The following is a 21425-nucleotide window of genomic DNA, read 5'->3' as shown; positions in this document are numbered from 1 at the left end:
CATACAATTTTACAATGAAAAACGACTACAAAAAAGACTAAACGGCCTCAGTCCCTTAGAATACAGGGCTAAAGCCGCCTAGTTCCGTTTTATTATTTCCACTGTCTACTTGACAGGGGGCAGTTCACATAGGAGTAAAGCACTTATTTTTTCGGTTACAATTTTTGCATATTGTTCAATTTCATTTAGTATCCTTGCTCTACCCTTTTCACTATGTGTCCATTTGGTAGGTATAATATCTCTGTTATCTTGTAGCGGTAATACATCTAAAACCTTATTTTCATTTGCATAAATAGAAGCCAGTAAATAGAAGCGTCTGCAAAAAAATGATTTTCCAGCTAATAATATATTTTTATGACTGGTGTTATTGAGGAACCTAAATGCTGATTGAACTACACCGTCCACACCGTCTACACCATTACCAGTAGGAATTGGCATTACCTTTTCTTTTTCAATACCTTCTATCATTAAGAGTGGGGCATAAAAATCATATTCATTACATTTTAAGAAATCATTATAAACATTAGGAATTAAAATTAGATTTGCACCAAATTTCTTATAAAAATCCAATAATTGTGCATTTAGTTCTGGAAAGTGACCTGGATGATAAAGAATCACATCAGGTTTTTCGAAAAGATTCATTCTATCCATAAATACCATTTCATTAATACGTTGAATGGCTGATTTATTCACTGTCTGGTTACCCCCTACTGTTTCACAACTTCCCTCTATATTATATTCCAAAGATAAATCCAGTAACGAATGCTTTTGTGGTATTACCCGTATTATGTTTATAAATAGGTAGACCACTCTTAAATTTCAAAGGATTTTTTAAAGCTTCATAGATTGCCTTATCTACTATTTCAGGATACTCCTCCAAATGAACTGATGATGGTACAAAGAATTGATTGGCAAGCACATCTGGACTCGGCAGTTCTGTTGTGAATTTTTGTAAATTCATTTTAACAAAAACCCCTTCTGAAACTTCGAAAAAGGACAAATCTATTTCGGTACCAGTGTATTCATGGACTAAACGAAAAAATTGTCCTCCTTCCGTGATAAAATTGTCCTCCTGAAAGAATCCTAATGTTTCTGTGGATTTTAAGATATTGTTACTTAGGGGAGGTAGATGAACGGTAATCTCGTCACGGGCAGAAGCATTCTTTCCTAAATCGATATCCAGTTTAGTAACAAGATCATATTCTACCTTATCAGTGCTTACGGGAATATTCCTTGGTAATGTCAATTCAAAAGGGAGTTCCTTGTATGTATTGGATTGAATGGAGAAAGACTCTTCTTCTCGTAAAGTATAATTAATCAGGGGTATAACTTTTGGAATCTTATTCTTCATTACTTTGACATGCAAAATGCTTTCCAAGCTGTTTATATTTTTTTCGCGAGAACCGCCTTTGATGAAAAGTTTGCCTGTCATGATTTCACCTGGAATAAACTCTTTCTTATCTAATTTCAGGTCTACTTTTGCTGATTCTAATCCGAACATTAAGTATTCACCTCAAATCCTTTTGTCTTAATCCTTTTCTTTTTTGCTTAGGAGTTTCATCGTTATCTGGCATGTAAACACCCCCTGTAAGTTAAAAAACTTCTCTTATTAATTTTACCATAATAATCCATTGGTTTATTGAACTATCCTGTCCCGTTCAATAAAAAAGGCGTTTCCAATTGTTACAGAAATGCACGCATTACTTGAATAATCCATTCTACATTTTACCTTCTTTTATCCATGACCAAATTCGATAGCTACCAAAGATGGATATTAAAAGAAGAACAACCATTGCAAATATCCATATACTCAATAGATTTTTTTCTTGTAGACTTGATGTATTTAAAGCTATGAAAATCGAAAAGCCTATAAATATTAAATAACAAAGTGCATTTGGAACAATCCAAGCAACTCTTAATTTGGTATTTTTCAAAGCAACCAACCCCTTTTATCCTGAACCTGCAACATTAATATAATAAAATCAACACAATCTATTTCGCACTTCACTTTATGTAATTTTTAGCAATCAAACTTCCAGCCAATGAAACAGAAATGGCTCAAAAATAATATTTCTATGTCAAATAGAAATATTCCTCCTTGTCGAACTAACCGTTATTTTAATAAGAAAAAGCGATCCTCCATTATTGAAGCATCGCACCCATTTTTTAATAAAGGTCTATGAAAAAGGGATAGCTAAATTCCGTTCTATATTGAATGATAACCTCAATTTGTTCCTCTGGACTCAAAACATTTTCATTTTTCATATATCCTTCGTACCAAATTTGGTCATTACCGTTCTTCTTTAGTTCCTCTGTACCTTCAAAGTATATTTCAAAGTTATTCGTATTGTAATGTTCAAAAATTTCTTTTTCGCTTAGTTCAGTAGATATTCTTTTGTATGCTGCTACTGTTGGTCTTCCTCCACTACCCATTGGACCACCACCGTATAAAACCCCATAATCAAAATCTTGTTCAATGACTACTTCTTGGATAGAAAATATCTTGCATTAACAAATAATATAGTGCCAAAGAGAAATAAAAGGACTATAACTGAGCTTGCGATAGCTGAATACTCCCCTTTAAAAAAATATTCACTTGTCAAATTTACAAATACCATTACCGTCATAACCACGTACAAACCTATTAAATATTTCATATTTTGGTTCAATCCTCACTTTTATTAATTCAACAGAATAATTAAATTTTAACATATTTACTAGTTCAACAAGAAGAAGCGTTAATCCTCTAGGATCAACGCCCTCGTAAGTTCAAGATTTTTTGTAAGAATGGGTTTTAATTCAATATCCATCTTAATAATAGGAGCATAAAAAAGGTTAAAGTATCTTTTCATAATAAACGAGAGTTAAGTATTCGCTAATTTGCTGTTCTCCTGTTTTTTTATAGCCAAATTTTTCGTAAAAATGGCGATTTCTATGGTTGTCCTTAGGTGTATCAAGGGACCACTTTTTCACTTTAGGGAATTGCCTTTCCAGCTGCTTTAAAATTTTGGATCCCAATCCTTTATTTTGAAATTCAGAGCCTAGGAAAATACGAAACAAATAATGATGATCCTTTGTTTGTTTTACAATACAAATTCCGCCTGCAAGCCTGCCATCAACAAAAATTGAATAGTGTAAGGAATTTTGCATTCTATATATAAAGAAATCCAATGATTCAGATGCAGGGCCCTCATGAAAATCCTTATACTTGATTAAATCTGAATGAAATGCCTCTTTTTGAATCTTTAACAATTCGTTGGCTTCCGCAAGCTTTGATGGTATGATCTTAAATTTCAATTTCCCCACCTCTTACGCCATTTCTGTCATTATATGAACATTTGCCACATTGTTTAATTAAATGGTCGAATTGGGCGCAACTCTGCAGCCATATACAGGCGTTTATGAAAAAGTGCCCGCCGCACAAAAACCGGCATCCAAAAGATGCCGGTCAAGTTCTTTCCCTTATTTTATATTCCCCGTATTCGTAAGAAATGTGACGATTTCTGGGAATATTGCAAGCAGCCCCATGAGTAATATCATGATAATCGCATATGGAAAAACACCTTTAACAATTTCTGACATGGAGGCAGATTTGTCTACTCCCTTTAATACGAATAAATTTAATCCGACAGGTGGTGTAATTAATGCTAATTCCATATTAATTACCAAAATAATTGCGAACCAGATTGGATCAAAACCTAAAGACGTTATAATTGGATATAAAATTGGAACAGTAATCACGATAATAGAAACCGTCTCCAAGAAACATCCTAAAATCAACAATACGATATTGATTAATATTAAAATAACCCAAGGGGATACATCCCATGATGTCGCCATTTCAGTAATGGTTTGTGGGATTCTTAGAACCGTTAAAATAAACCCAAGCAGCATGGCACCAACAATAATGAAAAGAATCATTGCATTTGTTTGAACAGTTGAAAATAAGATTTCTTTCATATTTTTAAGCGTTAAATTTTTATAGGCTAATCCAGCGACTAATAAGCTAATGACTACCCCCACTGCCGCCGCTTCCGTTGGTGTAAACAGGCCTGAATAAATACCGCCGATAATGATAACGGGCAGGATTAACCCCCAAATAGCCTTTTTGGATGCTTCCAATCTTTCCCCCCAGGTCGCAGGCTTGTCTTTAATATGTCTTGTCTGCCAGGAGGCAAAAAGGGTGAAAAGTAGGGTAAGGAGTATTCCAGGAACAATTCCTGCAATGAAAAGTTTGCCTACAGATTCTCCAGTTATATTTCCATAAAGAATCATCGGAACGCTTGGCGGAATCAAAATCCCTAATGTACCGCCTGCGGCTACTAAACCTAAAACATATTTTTTCGTATAGCCTCGTTTAACCATTTCTGGAATCGCCACTGAGCCAACTGTTATAGCCGTTGCCACACTTGAACCTGAAATAGCAGCAAAAATGGCACAGCAGAAAATCGTTCCAATCGCAAGCCCGCCAGGTAAATGCCTGAACCATTTGCTTGCCATTTCATATAAATCTTTGCCTACACCGCAAACTAATAGTATCTGGCTCATTAATACATATAGTGGAAGAGCCGTTAGCTCAAATGAATCTAATGCCTTATAAGAAATAATCGGTATTTGATTGAAAGCCAGCGTTCCGCCGTTAAAGAAATACATTCCGCCTATCGTAAGCAGCCCTAACGTAAAGGCAACGGGCAGACCAATTAAAAGGAGAGTCCCCATTCCTCCAAGGAAAAAAATATTCATGCGTGAGTCTCTCCTTTCTGACTAAAGCCATCAATGATTTGTAAGATAAATGCTAGGCAAAGCAAAACCCCGCCGATTGGCAGCAGCATTTCGGGTAAATACATCGGCACCCTTAATAGTGAGGAAGAGGTTGTTCCAATTGTATAAGTCCCTTGAACATGCAGGATCGCGTAATAGGTGAAAATAACACTAAAAAGGAGCCCTAAAATATTGGAGATCACCTCCAAAATATTTTTTACTTTTACTGGTACCGCATTTGTTAAAAGATCCACTGTAATATGGGAATAGGTTCTTAACGCGTATCCGCTTCCGAAAAAACAGCTGCCAATCAACGAATAAATGGATAATTCTGTCGCAAATATCGTTGGGGAATTGAAAATTGCACGAGACACTATCTCATAAAAGATCATTCCTGTCATAAGCACCACGAATATGCCTGAAATGATTCCTCCAAGTTGAATGATTCTATCGATGAATTTATAAAGCGTCTTAAAGAAATCCATTTTTGCCTCCAAACTATGTCAGAAAGGACATGATTTAAAATTCACCTGAGAGACATGTCCTCCCAGGTGATTCTATCAATCTACTTGTTTAGTTTTGCTTTTCAGCAATGTCTAGAAGTTTCTTACCAAGATCGCCAGCTTGTTTTTCAAAAATATCATAGACTGGTTTCGCCTCGTCCTTCCAAACTTTTAGATCTTCTTTAGGAACGACGTAAACTTCCACACCCTTGTTTTCAAGTTCTTTAGCGGTTCTAGTATCTTCGGCCTTTGCTTGTTCACGAATCCATTGTTCTGTTTCAGCAGCCGTTTCCTCAATTAATTTTTGTGTTTTGGCAGGAAGCTTATCCCAATACCCTTTATTTACGGCTAAAATAAACTCTAAATAGGCATAATTGTTAATGGTTAAGTATTTGACTACTTCATCATATTTTCTTTGCAGCATCGCAGTGGTTCCAGAGGTTGCACCGTCAACGGTCTTACGCTGTAAGGCCATATAAACTTCCCCGGCACCCATAAACACAGGAGAAGCTCCATATGCTTTAATGAGTTCTGATGGAATGTCACCAATACTTCTGATCTTTAAGCCTTTAAAATCTCCAGGCGATTTAAGCGGTCTCACATTATTAGCAAATTGAGCGAAACCATAGTCAGCAAATAATAATACCTTTGCCCCTTTTTCTTCCATAGCAGACTTTAGTTTGTCACCCATTTCACCTGAAAGCGCCTTACCTGCAGCTGCATAATCATGGAAAACATAAGGGACGTCAAAGATACCCATGGCAGGAACGGTCGAAGCCCAAAGTGTTGCCGAGTTTAATCCCATCTCTACCCCGCCTGTCAGGATCGACTGGTTCATTTCCTTATCACTTAATAACTGTCCAGCTGGATATACTTGCACTTTTACCTTACCGCCGGATTTTTCCGTAACATCTTTGGCAAATTGTTCAATACCAACAGAAATGTGATGGTCTTGAGGTAAATTGTACGCTAAGCGAATGGTAGCTTCTTCGTACCCGTCTCCACCGCCACTCTCTTCAGCTTTGTCTCCTTTAGCAGGAGCAGCTTGATTTGTTGCCTTTCCCCCACAAGCTGTTAAAATTCCCATTAATAAAATTAAGACTAAAAAACTTGAGATTACCTTCTTCATTTTATATCCCTTCCCCCTCAACTATTTTTTTGTTTTACTTTATGAAGATGACCCGTCAATCCCCGATTTGTTAATGGTTTCAGTAATTCGATGCAAGCTAAAAGCTGCCCTAGGTCAATTCCCGTATCAATACCCATTTCATGAAGCATGAAAACAAGGTCCTCTGTTGCCGCATTACCCGCTGCACCTGGAGCAAATGGGCACCCGCCAAGACCGCCGATCGAAGCATCAAAACGAGTGACCCCCGCTTCTAAGGCAGCCATGACATTTGCCAGTGCCATGCCATACGTATCGTGAAAATGAGCAGAAATACTTGCTTTTGTTTTTAATGAAATGGCAGTCTGAAATAACTCAAAAACCTGTTTTGGATTCGCTCTTCCAATCGTGTCGGCAAGAACAATTTCATCTGCACCGAGCAGTTCTGCTTCCTCAACCATTTTGAGAACCAGATCCGCATCTACTTTTCCCTCAAACGGGCACCAAAAAGCCGTTGCAATACTATAGCGGATAAATATATCATGTGCTTTCGCTTTCTCGATTACCGTTCCGAGCTTAGCCATAGATTGCTCCCGGCTCATTTTTACATTTTTTAAATTAAAGCTGTCACTTGCTCCTACTACCAGTGATAGTGAATCGACACCGCTTTCTATCGCCCGGTCATACCCCTTCTCATTAGGAATCAGCGCCATATATTGAACCGAAGGTTTTTTTTCTATGCCGTTTAGAACTTCCTTTGCATCCTTCATTTGCGGCACATATGTCGGATGAACGAAAGAAACGGCTTCCATCCGTTTGATTCCAGTCTTGCTAAGCGCATTGATCAGCTCTATTTTCTTTTCAGTCGGGATAAAATTGGATTCATTCTGAATTCCATCCCTGGGCCCGACCTCTATGATTTCCACCTTATCCGGAAGGCTCATAAGACATCCCCTCTTTTATTGTGAGAAATTCCCTGTTTTATAAATTGAATGGGATCTAAATAACCCCTTTTGCTTTTAACTCATTCATTTGCTCTTCGGTCAGGCCTAGCTTACCGCCAAGAACGTCATGGGTGTGCTGCCCCAATTCTGGTCCTGCCCACTCGATTCCACCAGGAGTTTCACTCATCTTTGGGACAATTCCCGGCATCTTCAACATACCAAGACCATCAACGGCTACTTCCTGAATCATTTTCCTTGCTTGGTAATGCGGGTCATGGACGATATCCTCCACAGAATAAATGGAACCGGCCGGGACACCCGCTTCATCCAACTTCTCCTTTACTGCCTCAAATGGCAAACTTTTCGCCCATTCTTCGATAAGACCGTCTAAGAATGCAGCGTGTTCAGATCGTTTGGCGTTGTTTTCAAAGCGCGGATCCTCGGCAATGTCCGCTCGTCCCATTGCATGCATCAGCCTTTTAAAAATGGCATCCCCATTCGCACCAATAACGATATAGGTACCATCTGAGCATACATATGTATTCGATGGTGTAATTCCCGGCAGCATACTTCCCGACCTTTCCCGAATCAATCCTGCGCGGTCATATTCGGGAAGAACGCTTTCCATTAAACTAAACACCGATTCATATAGGGCAACGTCAATGACCTGTCCCTCACCTGTGCCATTCACATCTCGATGGTAAACAGCCATTAAGGCACCGATCACCGCATACAGCGATGACAACGAATCTCCAAGACTTACACCTACTCGTACCGGCGGCCGGTCTGGATAGCCCGTGATATAGCGAAGACCCCCCATCGCTTCCCCAATCGAGCCAAAACCTGGTCTATCTTTGTACGGACCATCCTGACCATATCCGGACACCCGAATCATCACCAGACCTGGGTTAATTTTCTTTAATTCCTCGTATCCGAGACCCCACTTTTCCAATGTTCCAGGGCGAAAGTTCTCTATTAAAATATCAATTTCCTTCACCAGCCCGCGGATCAGCTCTTGTCCTTCATGGTGCTTCAGGTCAATGGTAATGGACTTTTTATTCCTGGATTGAACATACCACCATAGACTTGTCCCGTTTTCCATCACCCGCCATGTTCGGATGGGATCACCCTTAGCTGGAGGTTCGACTTTTATCACCTCAGCGCCAAATTCAGCTAATAACCGAGAGGCAAATGGACCGGCAATGAGTTGTCCCATTTCCAGCACTTTTAAGCCTTCCAACGCTTTTTTTCCCATATGTGTTCATCTCCAATCTAAACGCCGTTTAAAGTTAAAGAACAATGCTACTTATAAAGTGATATAAGTGCCGATAAATCATGCTCAATGTGTTCAAGCATTACCTTTGCTGCTTTATCCCCATCTCTTTCTTTAAGGGCTGAAAGGATGCGTGAATGTTCTTCGATCGGGCTCTCATCATGCATGGCTTCTTTCACCACACTGTTCCTTAGGTAGGTCACTTTATCGCGAATCATATTCGTTAATGAAATCAGTTGGCGGTTACCGGATGAATTCAAGATAATCTCGTGAAATTTAATACTCAATTCCACTACTTTATTTTTATCCTGTTTTAACCAGGCTGTTTTCGTTTCTTCCACAATCGTTTCCAGCATGTCTAATTCGGAAGAATCAATTTTTTGAGCAGCTAATTTAGCTGCGAGCGATTCCATTTGCTGCCGAACTTGATAAATATCTATCATATCGGATGTCGAAGGGCTGAATACTTGTATTGCGTTCCCCTGTTGCACAAGCAACTCATCTTGAATAAGGATTTTTAAAGCCTCACGCACCGGTCCACGGCTGGTACCGAATTCTTCCGCAAGCTTTGTTTCTACCAATCTTTCACCAGGAGTGTAATCACCTTCCAATAAACGCTTTTTTAATATTTGATAGATTTGGGTATTTAATGTATCTCTAACAAGCGATGACAATGAAAGCGCCTCCTTTCCGAACCGCATCGCGACCGTTCTCTTAACACTTTTTTAATATTAAGATAATTCCGGTTAACTGTCAACGGTTAACATTCAGTATATTTACTATTTTCGGAAGATTTATTCGCAAAAAAAAATAACCTACAAAAGGTTATCTATACATCATGCCTTTACAATTGTATACGGTCCTTACTATACAGACTCTGGGCTCGATTCTTTCATAGGTGCATTTGATACTCAATACCCCACTTTTGCATACCATAATGGCTATCAGTTAAGTCTTAAGAAGATCACGTTGGAGCAATGGGAGAATAGTTCCAATCGTTATACCTTCATAGCAACGGTCGGGTATCAGAAAGATGGAGAGGAAGAAAAAACGGCAAGTGTAGAAGGAGAAGTCCTTTTTTCTACAAAGGAAAGAGAAAAAATTCAGGGATTCCGATACACAAATGACAACGGCCTTTCGGATCTTTTGCGAACGAGCAATTGAACAATTTAACAGCAAACAGAAAAAGGACCTTAATTGGTTCTTTTTTAATTTAATGATTAAATACATTGCTTAGCCATTTTCCGTTGGCCGGAAAAAGAAAACAAATAGCATTTGATGAACGAGTCAAACAAATGCTTGTTTCTGCTTGTCGAAAGTTAAATTACGTTTAGTAGAATGTTAAGATGTTCTTACATGTTAAGCATTAGTTTTTGTATTTGTTGCTTCCAGGTAGTTTCTTTATTTCATTCCAAGCTTCAATCGCTGCTTCACGACTTTTACCTTTATTGAGCGTATCCTTAAAAAAATCACGAATGAATTGATTGTATTCAAATTGAGGTGCAATGCTCTTCTTGTAAGAGGGGTTTTTCTTGCGCTCTTCTTCCTCATACCAAGCATCTACCACATCACGATACGTTTTTCCGACGTTGCTTTTAAAGTAGTTTTGGATATACGTAGAAAAATGAAATTTGGGGATCACTGTCTTAAAGAAACCTCTCACCTCTTGACTACAACGATGGTTTGCCGTAATAACCGAGTCAAGACTTAAATCAGATTGTGGTTCAATCTTCTTGTTTATCTTTGATTTTCTGATAGGTTTTTCTATCTCCCCTGTTAAAAGAAATGTTTCAATCCGGTGAGAAATCTCTATTTTCGAGCCTGAAGCACTTATTCCATGCTCTCTGCAAAATGCTTGTAATTCTTCTTTTAACCAATAGAAATCTTTATAACTCTGGACACTAGTATTTTTTGTTAATATAGGTCTCAACCAAATCACCTCGAAAACACCATTTTTCATCCTTTTGAAAAACACTTTACCGCGCAAGTAATACACTTTCCAAAATCCGATATTCATCACTTACATTTGATGAACAATTCCCACCTAACGATTCAGGAGCCATATCGGCCATGGCTGTCCCTGCATCTCTCCATTTATTCGGGTACTTAGTTTGGATCGATTCATTCACTTCCCTAATGGTGCCTTCTCCACCTAAGGAATCCAATGCTAAAATGATAGCCTGATAGTGGTTCATATTATCACTCTCGTTTCGGCCTCTTACCATGTCCATTCCGCTAATAATTTCGTCGCTTTCACCTTTCTCCCTGTTTGAGGATTAATCGCATTCGTAACCCTCACAATCCCAGCCTCGGCCAAAACATCGGAAATAATATTGGCAGTGCGAAGATCAAAATCCATTCTCTTTTTAATTTCTAAATCCAGCCCATCTGGAGTTTTGTCTCTCGCATCATTCCGGCAATTCTGCGGCAGCATCTTAGATGGAGCATCGTTCAAGGATTCAACCGCTGCTTTAATCAGCTTATCTGTGATCTTGATTCCACGGCAGTGGTATGGGAGAAGGACGCCCAATTTCTCAATAATTTTTCCGAGCAGTTCGTCTGGAATTCTTTGGGGAGGAACGATTTTCACATTATTCCATTCTGAAAAGCCTGTGGTTTGAATAACCTTCCCTACGCTAAAATCCTCATCGGTTATTTCTCTCTTTTCAGAAACTAGAAGGGATTGGAATGTGGCGAATAACTCTTGGATCTCTTCCTGTTCATTTATAGCAGCCAAGCTTCTTTTGTATTCCGCTTCGTCTCTATATCTAGTAATCTCATACCATTTTGTTTCATCTTCGTTGCTGTTTAAATAGATTGTATGGAAGTCTAAATAATTACCATAAGCCATAGCTACCTTTTCCTGAATAGCAAAAAAATCGTTTACCTTATCCTTCCGGATGTGATATTGATATACTTTAACAAACATTGTGTTCTCTCAACTCCACTTTACTCACCCTTATAAACTTGCTATACCCCTATATGATTATGCCATTTGATAAACTTAGGCTTATTCCTTTCATACCATTGACTACACACAAAATATCTTTCGCCGTTGATTATGATGTCGTCTTTCCAGTATCGATCATAACCATTAACTTTTCTTTGTTCAGACAATGATGCTCTCCGATCAACCTTCTTTAAAAAAGGATAATTAATATCAAACGTATTTTTACTGTACCTTTCTTCCTGCAGCAATACGATCATTTCGTTAGAAAGAGATTGAGAGGCTACTAATTTTTTGAAGGTTGTATTCACTAATACCCCCACTTTTAACCCCGATTGTTTATCTAGTACCTCTGCTTGGTTTTGTTGTTTCTGCTCATTTTCCCGCAGCCACTTTTTCATATACTTTATTTTGCCTTCTTGTGTCAATCCATCTACATCTGCTTTAAGCAAGTCGATAAATTTCGTTTTAAAGGACCATTTGTCCATGAAACACGACCCCATTCTTACATTTCAAGTGATTATATTCTTACCTGTTTAGCTCCAGCAGAAATTAGCGCAAAGATGTAGGCAGTATTCTGTGATTTTTGCGCTACCTCTTGTCGAACTCCAGGCTCGCCTTTTAACCATCTTTCATAATAACGAAACACAAATTCAAAATCCTTGTAGCTAATTTTTCTTTCCATAGAAAGCCTTGCACTCGGGCTATTCCTTTTTGCTTTACTAATTACTAAATAATTCCCCTGAACTTCCACTTGGAACCATAATCGTGTCCTTTGATTTTGGGGTATCGTATGTATTTCAAATTCTGCTTCCTGTGCTTGTTTCAACAGGTTACTCCATAATACTTTTGCTTCCATCCTCCCACTCCTTTATACGTATGGATTTTCCAATATTTAGTTTCATTATAGCAAATACTGGTACTGTAAGTTCATAGAAATCAACAACTAAGAATCCTCTAATAAAAAATGATATGATAGGTAAGAAATATACATTGTAGGAGGCTTCAATGAAAAAGCAGATCAAAGTTGTTGCAGCGATTATTGAAAACGAGCACCAAGAAATCTTATGTGCGTTACGTTCGCCCGTAATGTCTATTCCAAACAGATGGGAGTTCCCAGGGGGTAAAGTGGAAGCAAACGAGGACATCTACTCTGCCCTTGAGAGAGAAATTAGTGAAGAGTTAGATTGTAAAATTGAGACATTCAAAGAGGTATTTAATGACAACACGCACGAATACGAGACCTTTATCATTAATTTAATTTCAATAAAGTGTAGAGTTGTAGAAGGTACGCCAACAACAAGTGAGCATTCCAAGTTAGTATGGCTAAAAAGAGAAAATCTTGAATCGCTAAAGTGGGCTCCGGCTGATATTCCAGCGGTTGAACAATTAATCCATGAAAAATAGTCTTCTCGCAATGAGAAGACTACACTTTTTTTGTAAACTCCGTATATAATGGTGCTGGAACTTCATGCTCCAATTCCATAATGACTGTAATGGGCTTATCTCCTTCGAAGGAAACAGAATTCCCTTTTCCAATATAAATATAGGGTTCCGTTTTTCCATCGATCTCTCGATATTTACGAATAAATAAATGGAGATTTACGCCACGTTGCTTATTAAGGATAATATTCTTCCCTCTTTCGGACTGCTGGGTCGTACTATTTACCGACTGCCACTGGAACTCATAGGGACTAATAAACTTATCCTTGTAGTTAATACTTTCCTTTACATCCTCTTCTTTATGTAAGTCGATAAAAAGGAAATACTCGTTCCCGTTAGCCAATAAACCGGATCCCCGGAAAGAGCTATGGATTTTTCGATAATTCGATAGTAAGGCAGCGTCAATCATCTGGTACTGTTCATAAAGCTTAAAGTGAGGAACTCCATAATATTCACCTTTGAATTCCTTCTCGTAACGGAAAATTCCATAGGTGATGATATCTTCAATATACTTCCGGTACGTTTCATTTTCTAATACCTTTTTAAAAAGAGGTGTTTTAATTAGTATGCCATTGCTATAGTGCACTAATTTAGGCTTATTTTTAATCTGAACACTATCATAGTAATTTTGATTTAAGGTCTCAAAAGCATGCAAAATGCTATCATCATCCACATCATGGATCATTTTTAGAATCTGAAACTTCGCTGTTTCCAGGTCCATTTCCTCGTGATCTAACAAATAGCGAATGATGACAAACTCATATATCCTCTTCAGCGGAAGCTTACTTGATAATTCCTTGAGTACTCCCTCAAACGACTCGTTCAGCAACAGACTTTTTAAATGCTCGTCCTTCTCTACTTTGGCTACAAAGGATAGATAGGTTTTCTCCCGATCAATAAATTTCACTGGATCGGGTGCTCCATCGTATTTAAGATAATCCAACAGTAAATATGGAATTCGACCCTGATTTAGCTTTTTAAATTCGAAGTACTCTTCCTTCAAATACTTCATAGAATTGAAGTTTTCTTTATCAATCTGAGCCAAGATTCTTTCCTGTGAGATCTTATCCATCTGAATATGGGTACACCCAGGAATGTTAGCAAACCCTGTCGCAATGGCCACTTTTAAACTTTCCTTGTCATAGTATCTACTCCCGTTTAAGGCCAACGCAATCAGAAATGTTTTATTATGGTTTCCGATAAAATCAAGGACTGTCAGGAATTCCTTATTACCATGTTTTCGCAATCCACGACCAAGCTGTTGGATAAAGACAATCGGAGAGTTTGTTGGTCGTAACATTAGGACTGTATTAACAGAAGGAATATCGACACCTTCATTAAAAATATCAACTGTAAAAATAAATTTCAACTCATCATGGTCATTCTCTAATCGATTTATATATCGCTCACGGGTCTCAGGTGAATCCGCCCCATACAGACACACACTTTTATAGCCTCGTTTATTAAATTCACTAGCCATATATTGTGCATGTTCAATGCTGACACAAAAGCCTAGGCCTTTTCTTTTGTCACCATCATGGCCATAGAAATCCATCTTTTCGATGATAAAATCAACCCGTTCATTTACCTTTAACCTCTTGGTGATTTCAGTGATATCATCAATATCGACATCACTTAAATCGATACCTTCAATATCGGTGATGCCAAAATAGTGAAACGGAATCACCAATTCATCCTCTAGTGCTTCGTGCAGCCTTACCTCCAGAGCCACATTATTATCAAACAGATCAAAAACATTGTGACCATCACTACGTTCAGGTGTGGCTGTCATCCCTAAAGTAAACTTCGGCTCAAAATAGCTTAAGACAGTTTGATACGTCGGACTAGTAGCATGATGGGCCTCATCAATGATTAAATAATCGAATTCATCTTTTTCAAACTCCTGATAGCACTTTGAAATGGTTTGGATCGTGGCAAACACATAATCAACATGCTTCTGTTTGTGATTACCAGTAAGTAATCCAAAGGTGATGCCATCATTAGGAAGCAGCATTTCAAAGGTATCTTTTGCTTTTTTTAATATCTCTTCTCTATGTACGATGAACAGGAGTTTCCTTGGCTTAAAACTCTTTACATCAAATGCCGACATATAGGTTTTACCTGTTCCGGTTGCCGCAATGACAAGAGCCTTTTTCTCGCCAAAACTTCTCAGTCGCTCCAAATTCTCAGTCGCGCGTTTTTGCATTCGATTTGGAACAATATATTGTTTATTTTCATAAATCATTTGGTGGGTTCTTTGAGTTTGCTTAAAGCTTGCCAAGAATTCTTCATATTGCTTAATAAAATCTTGGTCCGCATTCTCACTCATATTCCAGAGATAATCGTATTCCTTTAAGACATCTTGAATAAACCGACCATTTTCTTTCGCAATAATCTCGACATTCCATTCTATATTACTTTTTAGAGCACTTTGTGTAATATTAGATGAGCCAATAATGACCTTATAGCTGTCACGGTATTCAAATATGTATGCTTTGGTATGGAAGCCAATCTCCTTATCAGTAACAAACACCTTCAACTCAACATTATGAAACTCTCTGATTTTCTCTAAAGCCTTGGCATCCGTGAAGTTTAGATAGGTAGACGTGATGATCTTCCCTTTAATTCCCTTTTCCTCTGCTTCCTTTAACGGATCCAGCAGCAGCTGCAGCCCACTAAAATTAATGAACGCAACACTAAAATAAAACCGTTCACACTCGTTCATCGACTTCACTAATTCTCTTAATAAATTGCCCTTATCTGAATTAACGATAAGTTTCTTTTCAGTCGTTTCCATCTCATTTTCCCCTGTTTTTTCTGATACTGTTATTTATTGGATATATTAAAATTGTACAATATAATTAGGGAAATAAAAAGATCCTCTATTTTATGAGGACCTTTTATTATACATTGTTTTTAAAATGCCTAGAGTAAACCTTTGTAAACCGTTAATATTTATTTGTTTACCTACCCCTAAATGGCTTAGGTTATTCTCAAGATATCTAAAATGTAGTAGTGTTAGCATAATAAAAATCAGCATATATTTCAATTAAACTAATTAGGCATATTACATCATGCCGCCCGTAGGTTGCTAGAGTGTAATATTGTTAACGTTGAGTGCAAAAAGTGCGGTAAATCAACGTTTTGTATATTCCTGGGTGTGTAACATCTTTAACGGTGGTTTACCGTTTTTCTTGGGAAGACGTTACCAAAATGTTAGCATTCTTTAGATCAAATGTCGCCGGGTAAAAGAGGTCTAGTACTTTTAGAGTTATTCATTATCTATGGTGGTTAAATACCACTTCTACAATAAAAAGAACAGCTGGATTTGACTCAAATAAGGATAAGTCTATCTATTGTTCTTTCCTGAAAATTGTTCATTGATAATTTAACTAGGTAACTTCTCTAGTAGGTTTTGGGCGCTGTATCTTATGTCAGCACATCCTTCTAGAATGCTTCTTGCAATCTTTCTTACCTCCAAGTCTTCCAAGTTCAAGCATAGGTTAAAGGAAATCTGCGCGAAGATATCATAATTTGTCCAGCCTCCGTACCCTGTTGCTTCCGAATAATTATATGAAATAGATTGTAGAATCTTGGTTTGGTAACCACTTTCAAATCTCAAAATAAGTTTCCAGAACGTTGACAACCTATGTTCAACTATAAACTTACTGATTCTATCCGTCTCTGTTAGACCAATAATAAAATCATGTACCTGAGCATCATAATAATTATTCAGAATCTTGCTAATCGTGTTCTGTTTGCTTTCTGCCTGATCTTGATTCTTCAGAATACTTTCTACTTCATTAAGAATATGTTGGGCGTTGTCATATCGCAGGTCTTTATTGCGAGCAATGCAACGCTCAACAACAGTCTTAAAAATATGATTAGAATCTGAAGCATTATGTGTAAAAACATAATCAATTATCTTGCCTTCGTTCATTAATGGCAGCATTGGCAACAAATACGTCAAAATCATACTTCTCAATCTGTTCCAGATCCAAAGAGTTCGTAATATCCACTTTAATTACTTCTATATCCAGTTCCAGATCATTTGCTTCCCGCAAAAGGTCTGTTTTTTGAGAAGTCAGCTCTGTAGCCGCAATCACACGATGTCCTTTTTTAGCAAGACCAATTGTTGCCCCTTTGCCAAGCCCGGTGCCTGCACCAGTTATGAAAATTGTTTTGCTCATGTTAAATTCCTCCATTCGAAGTAGCATGCCAATTTATTTTTTTCCAATAGCAGCAAGGGTATACGAAACATGGGGAACTTTACCTATTCTTTCAGGATCAGAGACAACGTCGACCGCCTCGTTAGTGGGCACAAAAATAAAGTGCCAGGCACCATCCAATTGGGCGGTACCTAGCACTTTTATTAATAATCATTTCGCACCACAACATTTTTTGTATTTTTCCCCGCTTTCACATGGACAGGGGTCGTTTCTGCCAACCTTTTGCCTAGTTTGAAAATGAACAACTTTTCCTTTTTCCTTTGGCAAAGGAGACCTTGACTTCCTATCCCACGCTAAGAGCTCGTCCGGTGTATGCCCTTTTAATTCCCATTGCCTCGTCTGATTCATAAGGGGAATCACTGTATCCATTAGCCGCTTCGCAGCCTCTATACTATTAATCTCTAGTTGTGTCAGTAAAAATTGAATCAATTGTCCGGGCTGTTGTCCTATTTTCACAGTCATCACTCAATCCTCAGCCAGTTCGATTGCCTTTTGTTTTGACAGTGAATAGTCATGCCTGAAAAGAGTCACAAGTTTGGCAAAACCTTATGGCTGCTCTACATAATCTGTTTCTCCGGCTTCAATTAGTTGCTTTTTCGTGAATGGATAGTAATCAATTTCCGTCCTAGATGCCTGTTCTTTAAGAATCGCTGACGGGTTCATTACTTCCCAGAAAGAATATCCATACTGATCTGCGTAAAACTTGATTTTTAACAAGGATATCCAGATGCAAATCTAATTTTCTTTCCCCCTCACCCCACCCTCTCAAACCGCCCCGCTATCGCTGGAAACCTCTCGAAATCCTTCCTCATCTCCCGAAAGTTAACAAACTCCTTTCCTCTCTCAAGCTCGAATTCTAGTGGATATTCGTGACAGTTTAATGGACTCTGCTTAAATATTTCGATAAAGAATTGGATTGCCTCTTCCGGACCGCTGGCAAAGATGAAATAAAACTCCTTCCTGTTCATCTTTAGTGAATAGATCCGAACCTTATGAATGCCTAATACATTCTTTCGGATTAATTCCGCCACTTTCTGATGGTCTACTTGGACAGAGTCTAATTTGGATATCTCGTCCTCTAAGGAAATTTTCCCTTCCATTAGTAAATGGTAGATGCAATGCGCCACAAACGATTCTTCATCTCGGAGACTTATTTCGTAAAGCTCTTTCACCAACATGTGATCACACCTCGTTCTTTATCAATTTTATGTTCATAGGCTTTGTTTCTAATGGGGTGCTGGACTGCTATACAACGGGTTGGCTCTGTTCCTTTCGTTCCAGAATACCTCCAGTGTGCTCGTTGTAATTCACTGAGACAGATCCTACCTGGCCATTTCGGTTTTTCGAGACAATGATTTCAAGGGAACGGTCTTGAGTGTCCTTGTCATAATTCGCTTCGCGGTAGAGGAACAGGATGACATCGGCATCCTGCTCGACACTTCCTGATTCCCGGATGTCGGACATCATCGGCCGTTTATTGGCCCTAGCTTCCACCGAGGTGATTGAGCTGCGCCAAACAGATGACATGACAATCAAAGTCCTTCGCCATGTTTTTGAGAGATTTTGAGATTTCCGTTACCTGTTGATGTGCATTTCCTCCGTACGATTGACTGGGTTGGATCAGGGTTAAGTAATCAATCAACAGAATCGGTTTCCTGTGGGGAAACTGATTCATCAGTTTTCTCGTTTTCGCTCTGATTTCTGCCATACTTTGGCCAGCCCCATCAAAGATTTGCATATTGGTTTCATTGAGATTCATAATGACGTCCGACCATTTATCCTTTTGACGCGGGCTCAGCATTCTTTTTGGATCCCGCATTTTTGTTCGATTAAAGCCCCCTGTCGAAGCCATTAATCGTTGGGTGATCAGCCGCTCCGGCATCTCTAAGGAAAATACGAGTGGCAGATAGCCAGCCCAACCCGCCATTTTCGCAAAATGAAGCATCACATCGGTTTTTCCCATGGATGGTCTGGCTGCCAGAATCGTGACTTCACCGCCCCGGAAGCCGCCTGTCATGTCGTCGAGTTCTTTAATACCTGATGTAACACTTATCAAGCGTGATTGATCTTCCCACGGTGCCTCATAGATTGTGGCCAGCGCCTGTTGTAAAGAAGTGTGGTCCTCTACCTTTAATTGATTAATTTTATCCAATTCGCTTACAACTCTCGCAATCTCCCAGTCATTCATGGCCGCAACGGTCAAGATGTTACGCTTTTCCCGCTCCTTCCACGACTCCAGAATCAGCTTTTCCATTCCATCAAATTTTTCGATATCCGCATAGGAGAGCAGTTCTGAAAGGTAGGACATTCCCCCTACTGATTCAAGATCGGGCAGCGTGGAGAACGTAATCAAATCCAAATTCTTGCCGGCAAGCTTGAACTCCACCATTTTTCGCATGATTTCTTTATGCCGGGCACTTTCTAGCTGTTCTGGCACAATCACGGTATCCATCAGTAAGTACTCCGCCTTCATCAGACTTCCTAAGAACGCTTTTTCCGCCATACTCATTCCTCTTCACCTGCCGTTAGGTCGAGGTGGAAGCCACTTGGAATATCTCTCCCTGAACGAATGAATTCAGTGGATTGCTTTGTTACCGCCTTTTGGGCTGCCTGATGAGATTCAACATCCGCCGCGGTCAACAAGGATTCATTTTCCCAGTTCCTCAAGATCGCCACAACATAGTTGAGCCTACGCTTGTTATTACTGCAGGCAATCTCCATGGCTTTTAGAATCATCTCTTTCGGCTGTGAAAAACTGGAGTCATCTAACCATGCTAACAGCTGCTGCTTCGCATTTACGTTCGAGAAGCCAAAACCATTCCTGTCCCAAAACTCGATGATTTCATTGACATCTTCTTGTTTTGTAAGGATCTCTGAATCTGGTGCGTACGACATATTTGGCCAAGAGCCTATTCTTTGTTTTTCTTTTTTATTTTCTTTTTCTTTTTGCCCACGTATCGTGTAACGACGCGCCGACGTATCGTCCATTTGTATGTATAAGGAATCGGGATATGTAACCATTTCTTCTAGGTCACAAACTTCGTCACTGGCAGCCAGCTGGTCTGGATTGAAAAAGGAGTCATAAAGCTCGCGAATTTCCTGCTTCGGGATTGCTTCAGACACATATGGAACGAGGGTTAGATCTTGTACATGCTTTAGTTCGGAATAGATGCAATCCATAATCGGTTTTCCACCTTTATGAAGATTATCTTTCCCCCAGTCTTTAATCGCGAGCTCTCTGGTCTCCGGATTGTAACGAATCAACTTGTAATGCTGAATAAATCGTTCCATCAACGATTGAACCATCTCGAATGGATAGCCCAACGTACACGACATTTGTATTTTTTTCATTTTATAGATGCCAATTTGAGTTGTCTCCGGATTTGGTCAGAAGGTAGAGGTAAAAATACTTTTCCTCCGGGGTCATCTCTTCCATCACAACGGGATTTTTCCAAAAATCAGTGCGCACGATTCGATACTTTGCCATCCTTAACCACCATCCTAGTTTTCTATGAACTTCTTTTCATCCTCTATATATGGATTTACAAAGAAAATGGACAGGGTGGGATTTAGAAAAAGGTGAATAATTTGTGTCAGTATCTTTATTTACAAGTTGGGGAATAAAAAATTAAAGGCCATACGATTTTAAAATTAAAAAAGGCTACTCTATTGAGATAGCCAAATGATGGATTCATTTTCGTTTGTATCGTGTTTTGTATCTGTTTTTGTAATAAAGCTAAAATAATGACGTAATGGATAGGAAAATACAAATTACAGAACAAGCATAGAAGAGTAAAGCTATTTTAAAATTCCTTCTAAATTTAATACCGTAAGTACAAAAGAAGATTGCCGCAGCTAATTTAGAACAACTTTGTAGATAAGGATCATTTTGAAAAAATGAATTGCTTAAAATAATAGAAGTAAGCAAAGATATAGAAATTAATATTTTGAACCAAAAAGGTTCATTCAGGAAGGCTTTAATCATAAATTTTATCTGTTGAATGAGGGTACACCTCCCAAAACACCAATTATTTTTTGTTACCCTTTAGACGTTAGAAAGAAAAAAATCTCCTTTCTACAACTTACCTGCCAGTTCGTATTATAAGGTTAACCAGAATGCTAAATATTTCTGGTTGACCTTATTTATTTTGGTCTTATTATATCAGTAGCCAGGGTAGAACGTAACTGCCCGTGGGGCTTTGACCCCGTCAGCTAAACGG

The 21425-nt window shown here is 38.6% G+C and carries 27 protein-coding genes and 1 pseudogene; 2 read left to right on the top strand and 26 right to left on the bottom strand.

Annotation, left to right across the window (positions count from 1 at the left end):
• On the top strand, positions 1-82 hold an 82-nt coding region (locus tag M3234_RS29820), incomplete at its 5' end, for an IS3 family transposase (RefSeq protein WP_396953964.1).
• A gap of 23 nt (positions 83-105) precedes the next feature.
• Here M3234_RS29820 and M3234_RS28305 read toward each other — a convergent pair.
• The 16 genes from M3234_RS28305 to M3234_RS28230 all read right to left on the bottom strand — a co-directional run bounded on the left by M3234_RS28305 (position 106) and on the right by M3234_RS28230 (position 12392).
• Positions 106-693 carry a hypothetical protein gene (locus M3234_RS28305; protein WP_262307868.1) on the bottom strand — a complete coding sequence of 196 codons (588 nt, stop codon included), beginning with the start codon at positions 691-693 and terminating at the stop codon, positions 106-108.
• A 40-nt stretch (positions 694-733) separates the two neighbouring features.
• Positions 734-1501: a sporulation protein gene (locus M3234_RS28300; protein WP_262307867.1), complete on the bottom strand. Its 768-nt coding sequence runs from the start codon at positions 1499-1501 to the stop codon at positions 734-736.
• 217 nt (positions 1502-1718) lie between these two features.
• Positions 1719-1934, bottom strand: coding sequence for a hypothetical protein (locus tag M3234_RS28295; RefSeq protein ID WP_262307866.1), 216 nt, complete (start codon positions 1932-1934; stop codon positions 1719-1721).
• Between the two features lie 232 nt (positions 1935-2166).
• On the bottom strand, positions 2167-2433 hold the full coding sequence (locus M3234_RS28290) for a hypothetical protein (protein WP_262307865.1): 267 nt from the start codon (positions 2431-2433) through the stop codon (positions 2167-2169).
• Positions 2434-2835: 402 nt separating this feature from the next.
• A complete protein-coding gene (locus M3234_RS28285; protein WP_262307864.1) occupies positions 2836-3297 on the bottom strand; it encodes a GNAT family N-acetyltransferase in 462 nt (153 codons plus the stop codon).
• 165 nt (positions 3298-3462) lie between these two features.
• On the bottom strand, positions 3463-4743 hold the full coding sequence (locus tag M3234_RS28280; RefSeq protein ID WP_262307863.1) for a TRAP transporter large permease: 1281 nt from the start codon (positions 4741-4743) through the stop codon (positions 3463-3465).
• Positions 4740-5246, bottom strand: a complete 507-nt coding sequence (locus M3234_RS28275) for a TRAP transporter small permease (RefSeq protein WP_262307862.1) — start codon at positions 5244-5246, stop codon at positions 4740-4742. Before M3234_RS28275 ends, M3234_RS28280 begins: the two co-directional genes overlap by 4 nt.
• An 88-nt stretch (positions 5247-5334) precedes the next feature.
• Positions 5335-6393: a TRAP transporter substrate-binding protein gene (locus M3234_RS28270; RefSeq protein WP_262307861.1), complete on the bottom strand. Its 1059-nt coding sequence runs from the start codon at positions 6391-6393 to the stop codon at positions 5335-5337.
• Between the two features lie 17 nt (positions 6394-6410).
• A complete protein-coding gene (locus M3234_RS28265) occupies positions 6411-7313 on the bottom strand; it encodes a hydroxymethylglutaryl-CoA lyase (RefSeq protein ID WP_262307860.1) in 903 nt (300 codons plus the stop codon).
• A 55-nt stretch (positions 7314-7368) separates the two neighbouring features.
• Entirely contained in the window at positions 7369-8568 is a 1200-nt protein-coding gene (locus M3234_RS28260; RefSeq protein WP_262307859.1) for a CaiB/BaiF CoA transferase family protein, read from the bottom strand.
• A 47-nt stretch (positions 8569-8615) separates the two neighbouring features.
• Complete coding sequence (locus M3234_RS28255) at positions 8616-9260, bottom strand: GntR family transcriptional regulator (RefSeq protein WP_262307858.1); 645 nt, start codon at positions 9258-9260, stop codon at positions 8616-8618.
• Positions 9261-9952: 692 nt separating this feature from the next.
• Positions 9953-10516: an SAP domain-containing protein gene (locus tag M3234_RS28250; RefSeq protein WP_262307869.1), complete on the bottom strand. Its 564-nt coding sequence runs from the start codon at positions 10514-10516 to the stop codon at positions 9953-9955.
• A 46-nt stretch (positions 10517-10562) separates the two neighbouring features.
• Entirely contained in the window at positions 10563-10811 is a 249-nt protein-coding gene (locus tag M3234_RS28245; protein ID WP_262307857.1) for a hypothetical protein, read from the bottom strand.
• Positions 10805-11515 carry a hypothetical protein gene (locus M3234_RS28240; protein ID WP_262307856.1) on the bottom strand — a complete coding sequence of 237 codons (711 nt, stop codon included), beginning with the start codon at positions 11513-11515 and terminating at the stop codon, positions 10805-10807. The genes M3234_RS28245 and M3234_RS28240 overlap by 7 nt, the downstream gene beginning before the upstream one ends.
• 41 nt (positions 11516-11556) lie before the next feature.
• On the bottom strand, positions 11557-12021 hold the full coding sequence (locus M3234_RS28235) for a hypothetical protein (RefSeq protein WP_262307855.1): 465 nt from the start codon (positions 12019-12021) through the stop codon (positions 11557-11559).
• A gap of 32 nt (positions 12022-12053) precedes the next feature.
• Entirely contained in the window at positions 12054-12392 is a 339-nt protein-coding gene (locus M3234_RS28230; protein ID WP_262307854.1) for a hypothetical protein, read from the bottom strand.
• 149 nt (positions 12393-12541) lie between these two features.
• Between M3234_RS28230 and M3234_RS28225 the strand changes: the two genes are divergently transcribed.
• Positions 12542-12940, top strand: a complete 399-nt coding sequence (locus tag M3234_RS28225; RefSeq protein ID WP_262307853.1) for a (deoxy)nucleoside triphosphate pyrophosphohydrolase — start codon at positions 12542-12544, stop codon at positions 12938-12940.
• A gap of 19 nt (positions 12941-12959) precedes the next feature.
• Here M3234_RS28225 and M3234_RS28220 read toward each other — a convergent pair whose 3' ends face one another.
• The 10 genes and pseudogenes from M3234_RS28220 to M3234_RS29445 all read right to left on the bottom strand — a co-directional run bounded on the left by M3234_RS28220 (position 12960) and on the right by M3234_RS29445 (position 20692).
• Positions 12960-15773, bottom strand: coding sequence for a DEAD/DEAH box helicase (locus tag M3234_RS28220; protein WP_262307852.1), 2814 nt, complete (start codon positions 15771-15773; stop codon positions 12960-12962).
• A 591-nt stretch (positions 15774-16364) separates the two neighbouring features.
• Positions 16365-16946 (bottom strand): hypothetical protein, encoded by a 582-nt coding sequence (locus M3234_RS28215; protein ID WP_262307851.1) that lies wholly within the window; start codon positions 16944-16946, stop codon positions 16365-16367.
• Positions 16912-17166: pseudogene (locus M3234_RS28210) on the bottom strand (SDR family NAD(P)-dependent oxidoreductase); the annotation flags it as partial. The pseudogene M3234_RS28210 and the gene M3234_RS28215, both read right to left, overlap by 35 nt.
• A 189-nt stretch (positions 17167-17355) precedes the next feature.
• The gene (locus M3234_RS28205; RefSeq protein WP_262307850.1) at positions 17356-17667 is read right to left on the bottom strand and encodes an SEC-C metal-binding domain-containing protein; all 312 of its coding nucleotides are present in this window, start codon (positions 17665-17667) and stop codon (positions 17356-17358) included.
• 84 nt (positions 17668-17751) lie between these two features.
• Complete coding sequence (locus M3234_RS28200; protein WP_262307849.1) at positions 17752-17922, bottom strand: hypothetical protein; 171 nt, start codon at positions 17920-17922, stop codon at positions 17752-17754.
• A gap of 35 nt (positions 17923-17957) precedes the next feature.
• Positions 17958-18383 carry a hypothetical protein gene (locus M3234_RS28195; RefSeq protein ID WP_262307848.1) on the bottom strand — a complete coding sequence of 142 codons (426 nt, stop codon included), beginning with the start codon at positions 18381-18383 and terminating at the stop codon, positions 17958-17960.
• Between the two features lie 67 nt (positions 18384-18450).
• Positions 18451-18732, bottom strand: a complete 282-nt coding sequence (locus M3234_RS29605) for a DnaB-like helicase C-terminal domain-containing protein (RefSeq protein WP_311315705.1) — start codon at positions 18730-18732, stop codon at positions 18451-18453.
• Positions 18689-19714, bottom strand: a complete 1026-nt coding sequence (locus M3234_RS28190) for a DnaB-like helicase C-terminal domain-containing protein (protein ID WP_311315704.1) — start codon at positions 19712-19714, stop codon at positions 18689-18691. Before M3234_RS28190 ends, M3234_RS29605 begins: the two co-directional genes overlap by 44 nt.
• On the bottom strand, positions 19711-20556 hold the full coding sequence (locus M3234_RS28185) for a DnaD domain-containing protein (protein WP_262307847.1): 846 nt from the start codon (positions 20554-20556) through the stop codon (positions 19711-19713). Before M3234_RS28185 ends, M3234_RS28190 begins: the two co-directional genes overlap by 4 nt.
• Before the next feature lies 1 nt (position 20557).
• Positions 20558-20692, bottom strand: coding sequence for a hypothetical protein (locus M3234_RS29445; protein WP_285858851.1), 135 nt, complete (start codon positions 20690-20692; stop codon positions 20558-20560).
• Positions 20693-21425 lie beyond the last annotated feature (733 nt).

This window comes from Neobacillus niacini (assembly GCF_023715785.1).
Classification (GTDB): domain Bacteria; phylum Bacillota; class Bacilli; order Bacillales; family Cytobacillaceae; genus Neobacillus; species Neobacillus niacini_E.
The sequence above is the reverse complement of the archived record's forward strand: the minus strand, read 5'-3'. Positions and strand labels throughout refer to the sequence as shown.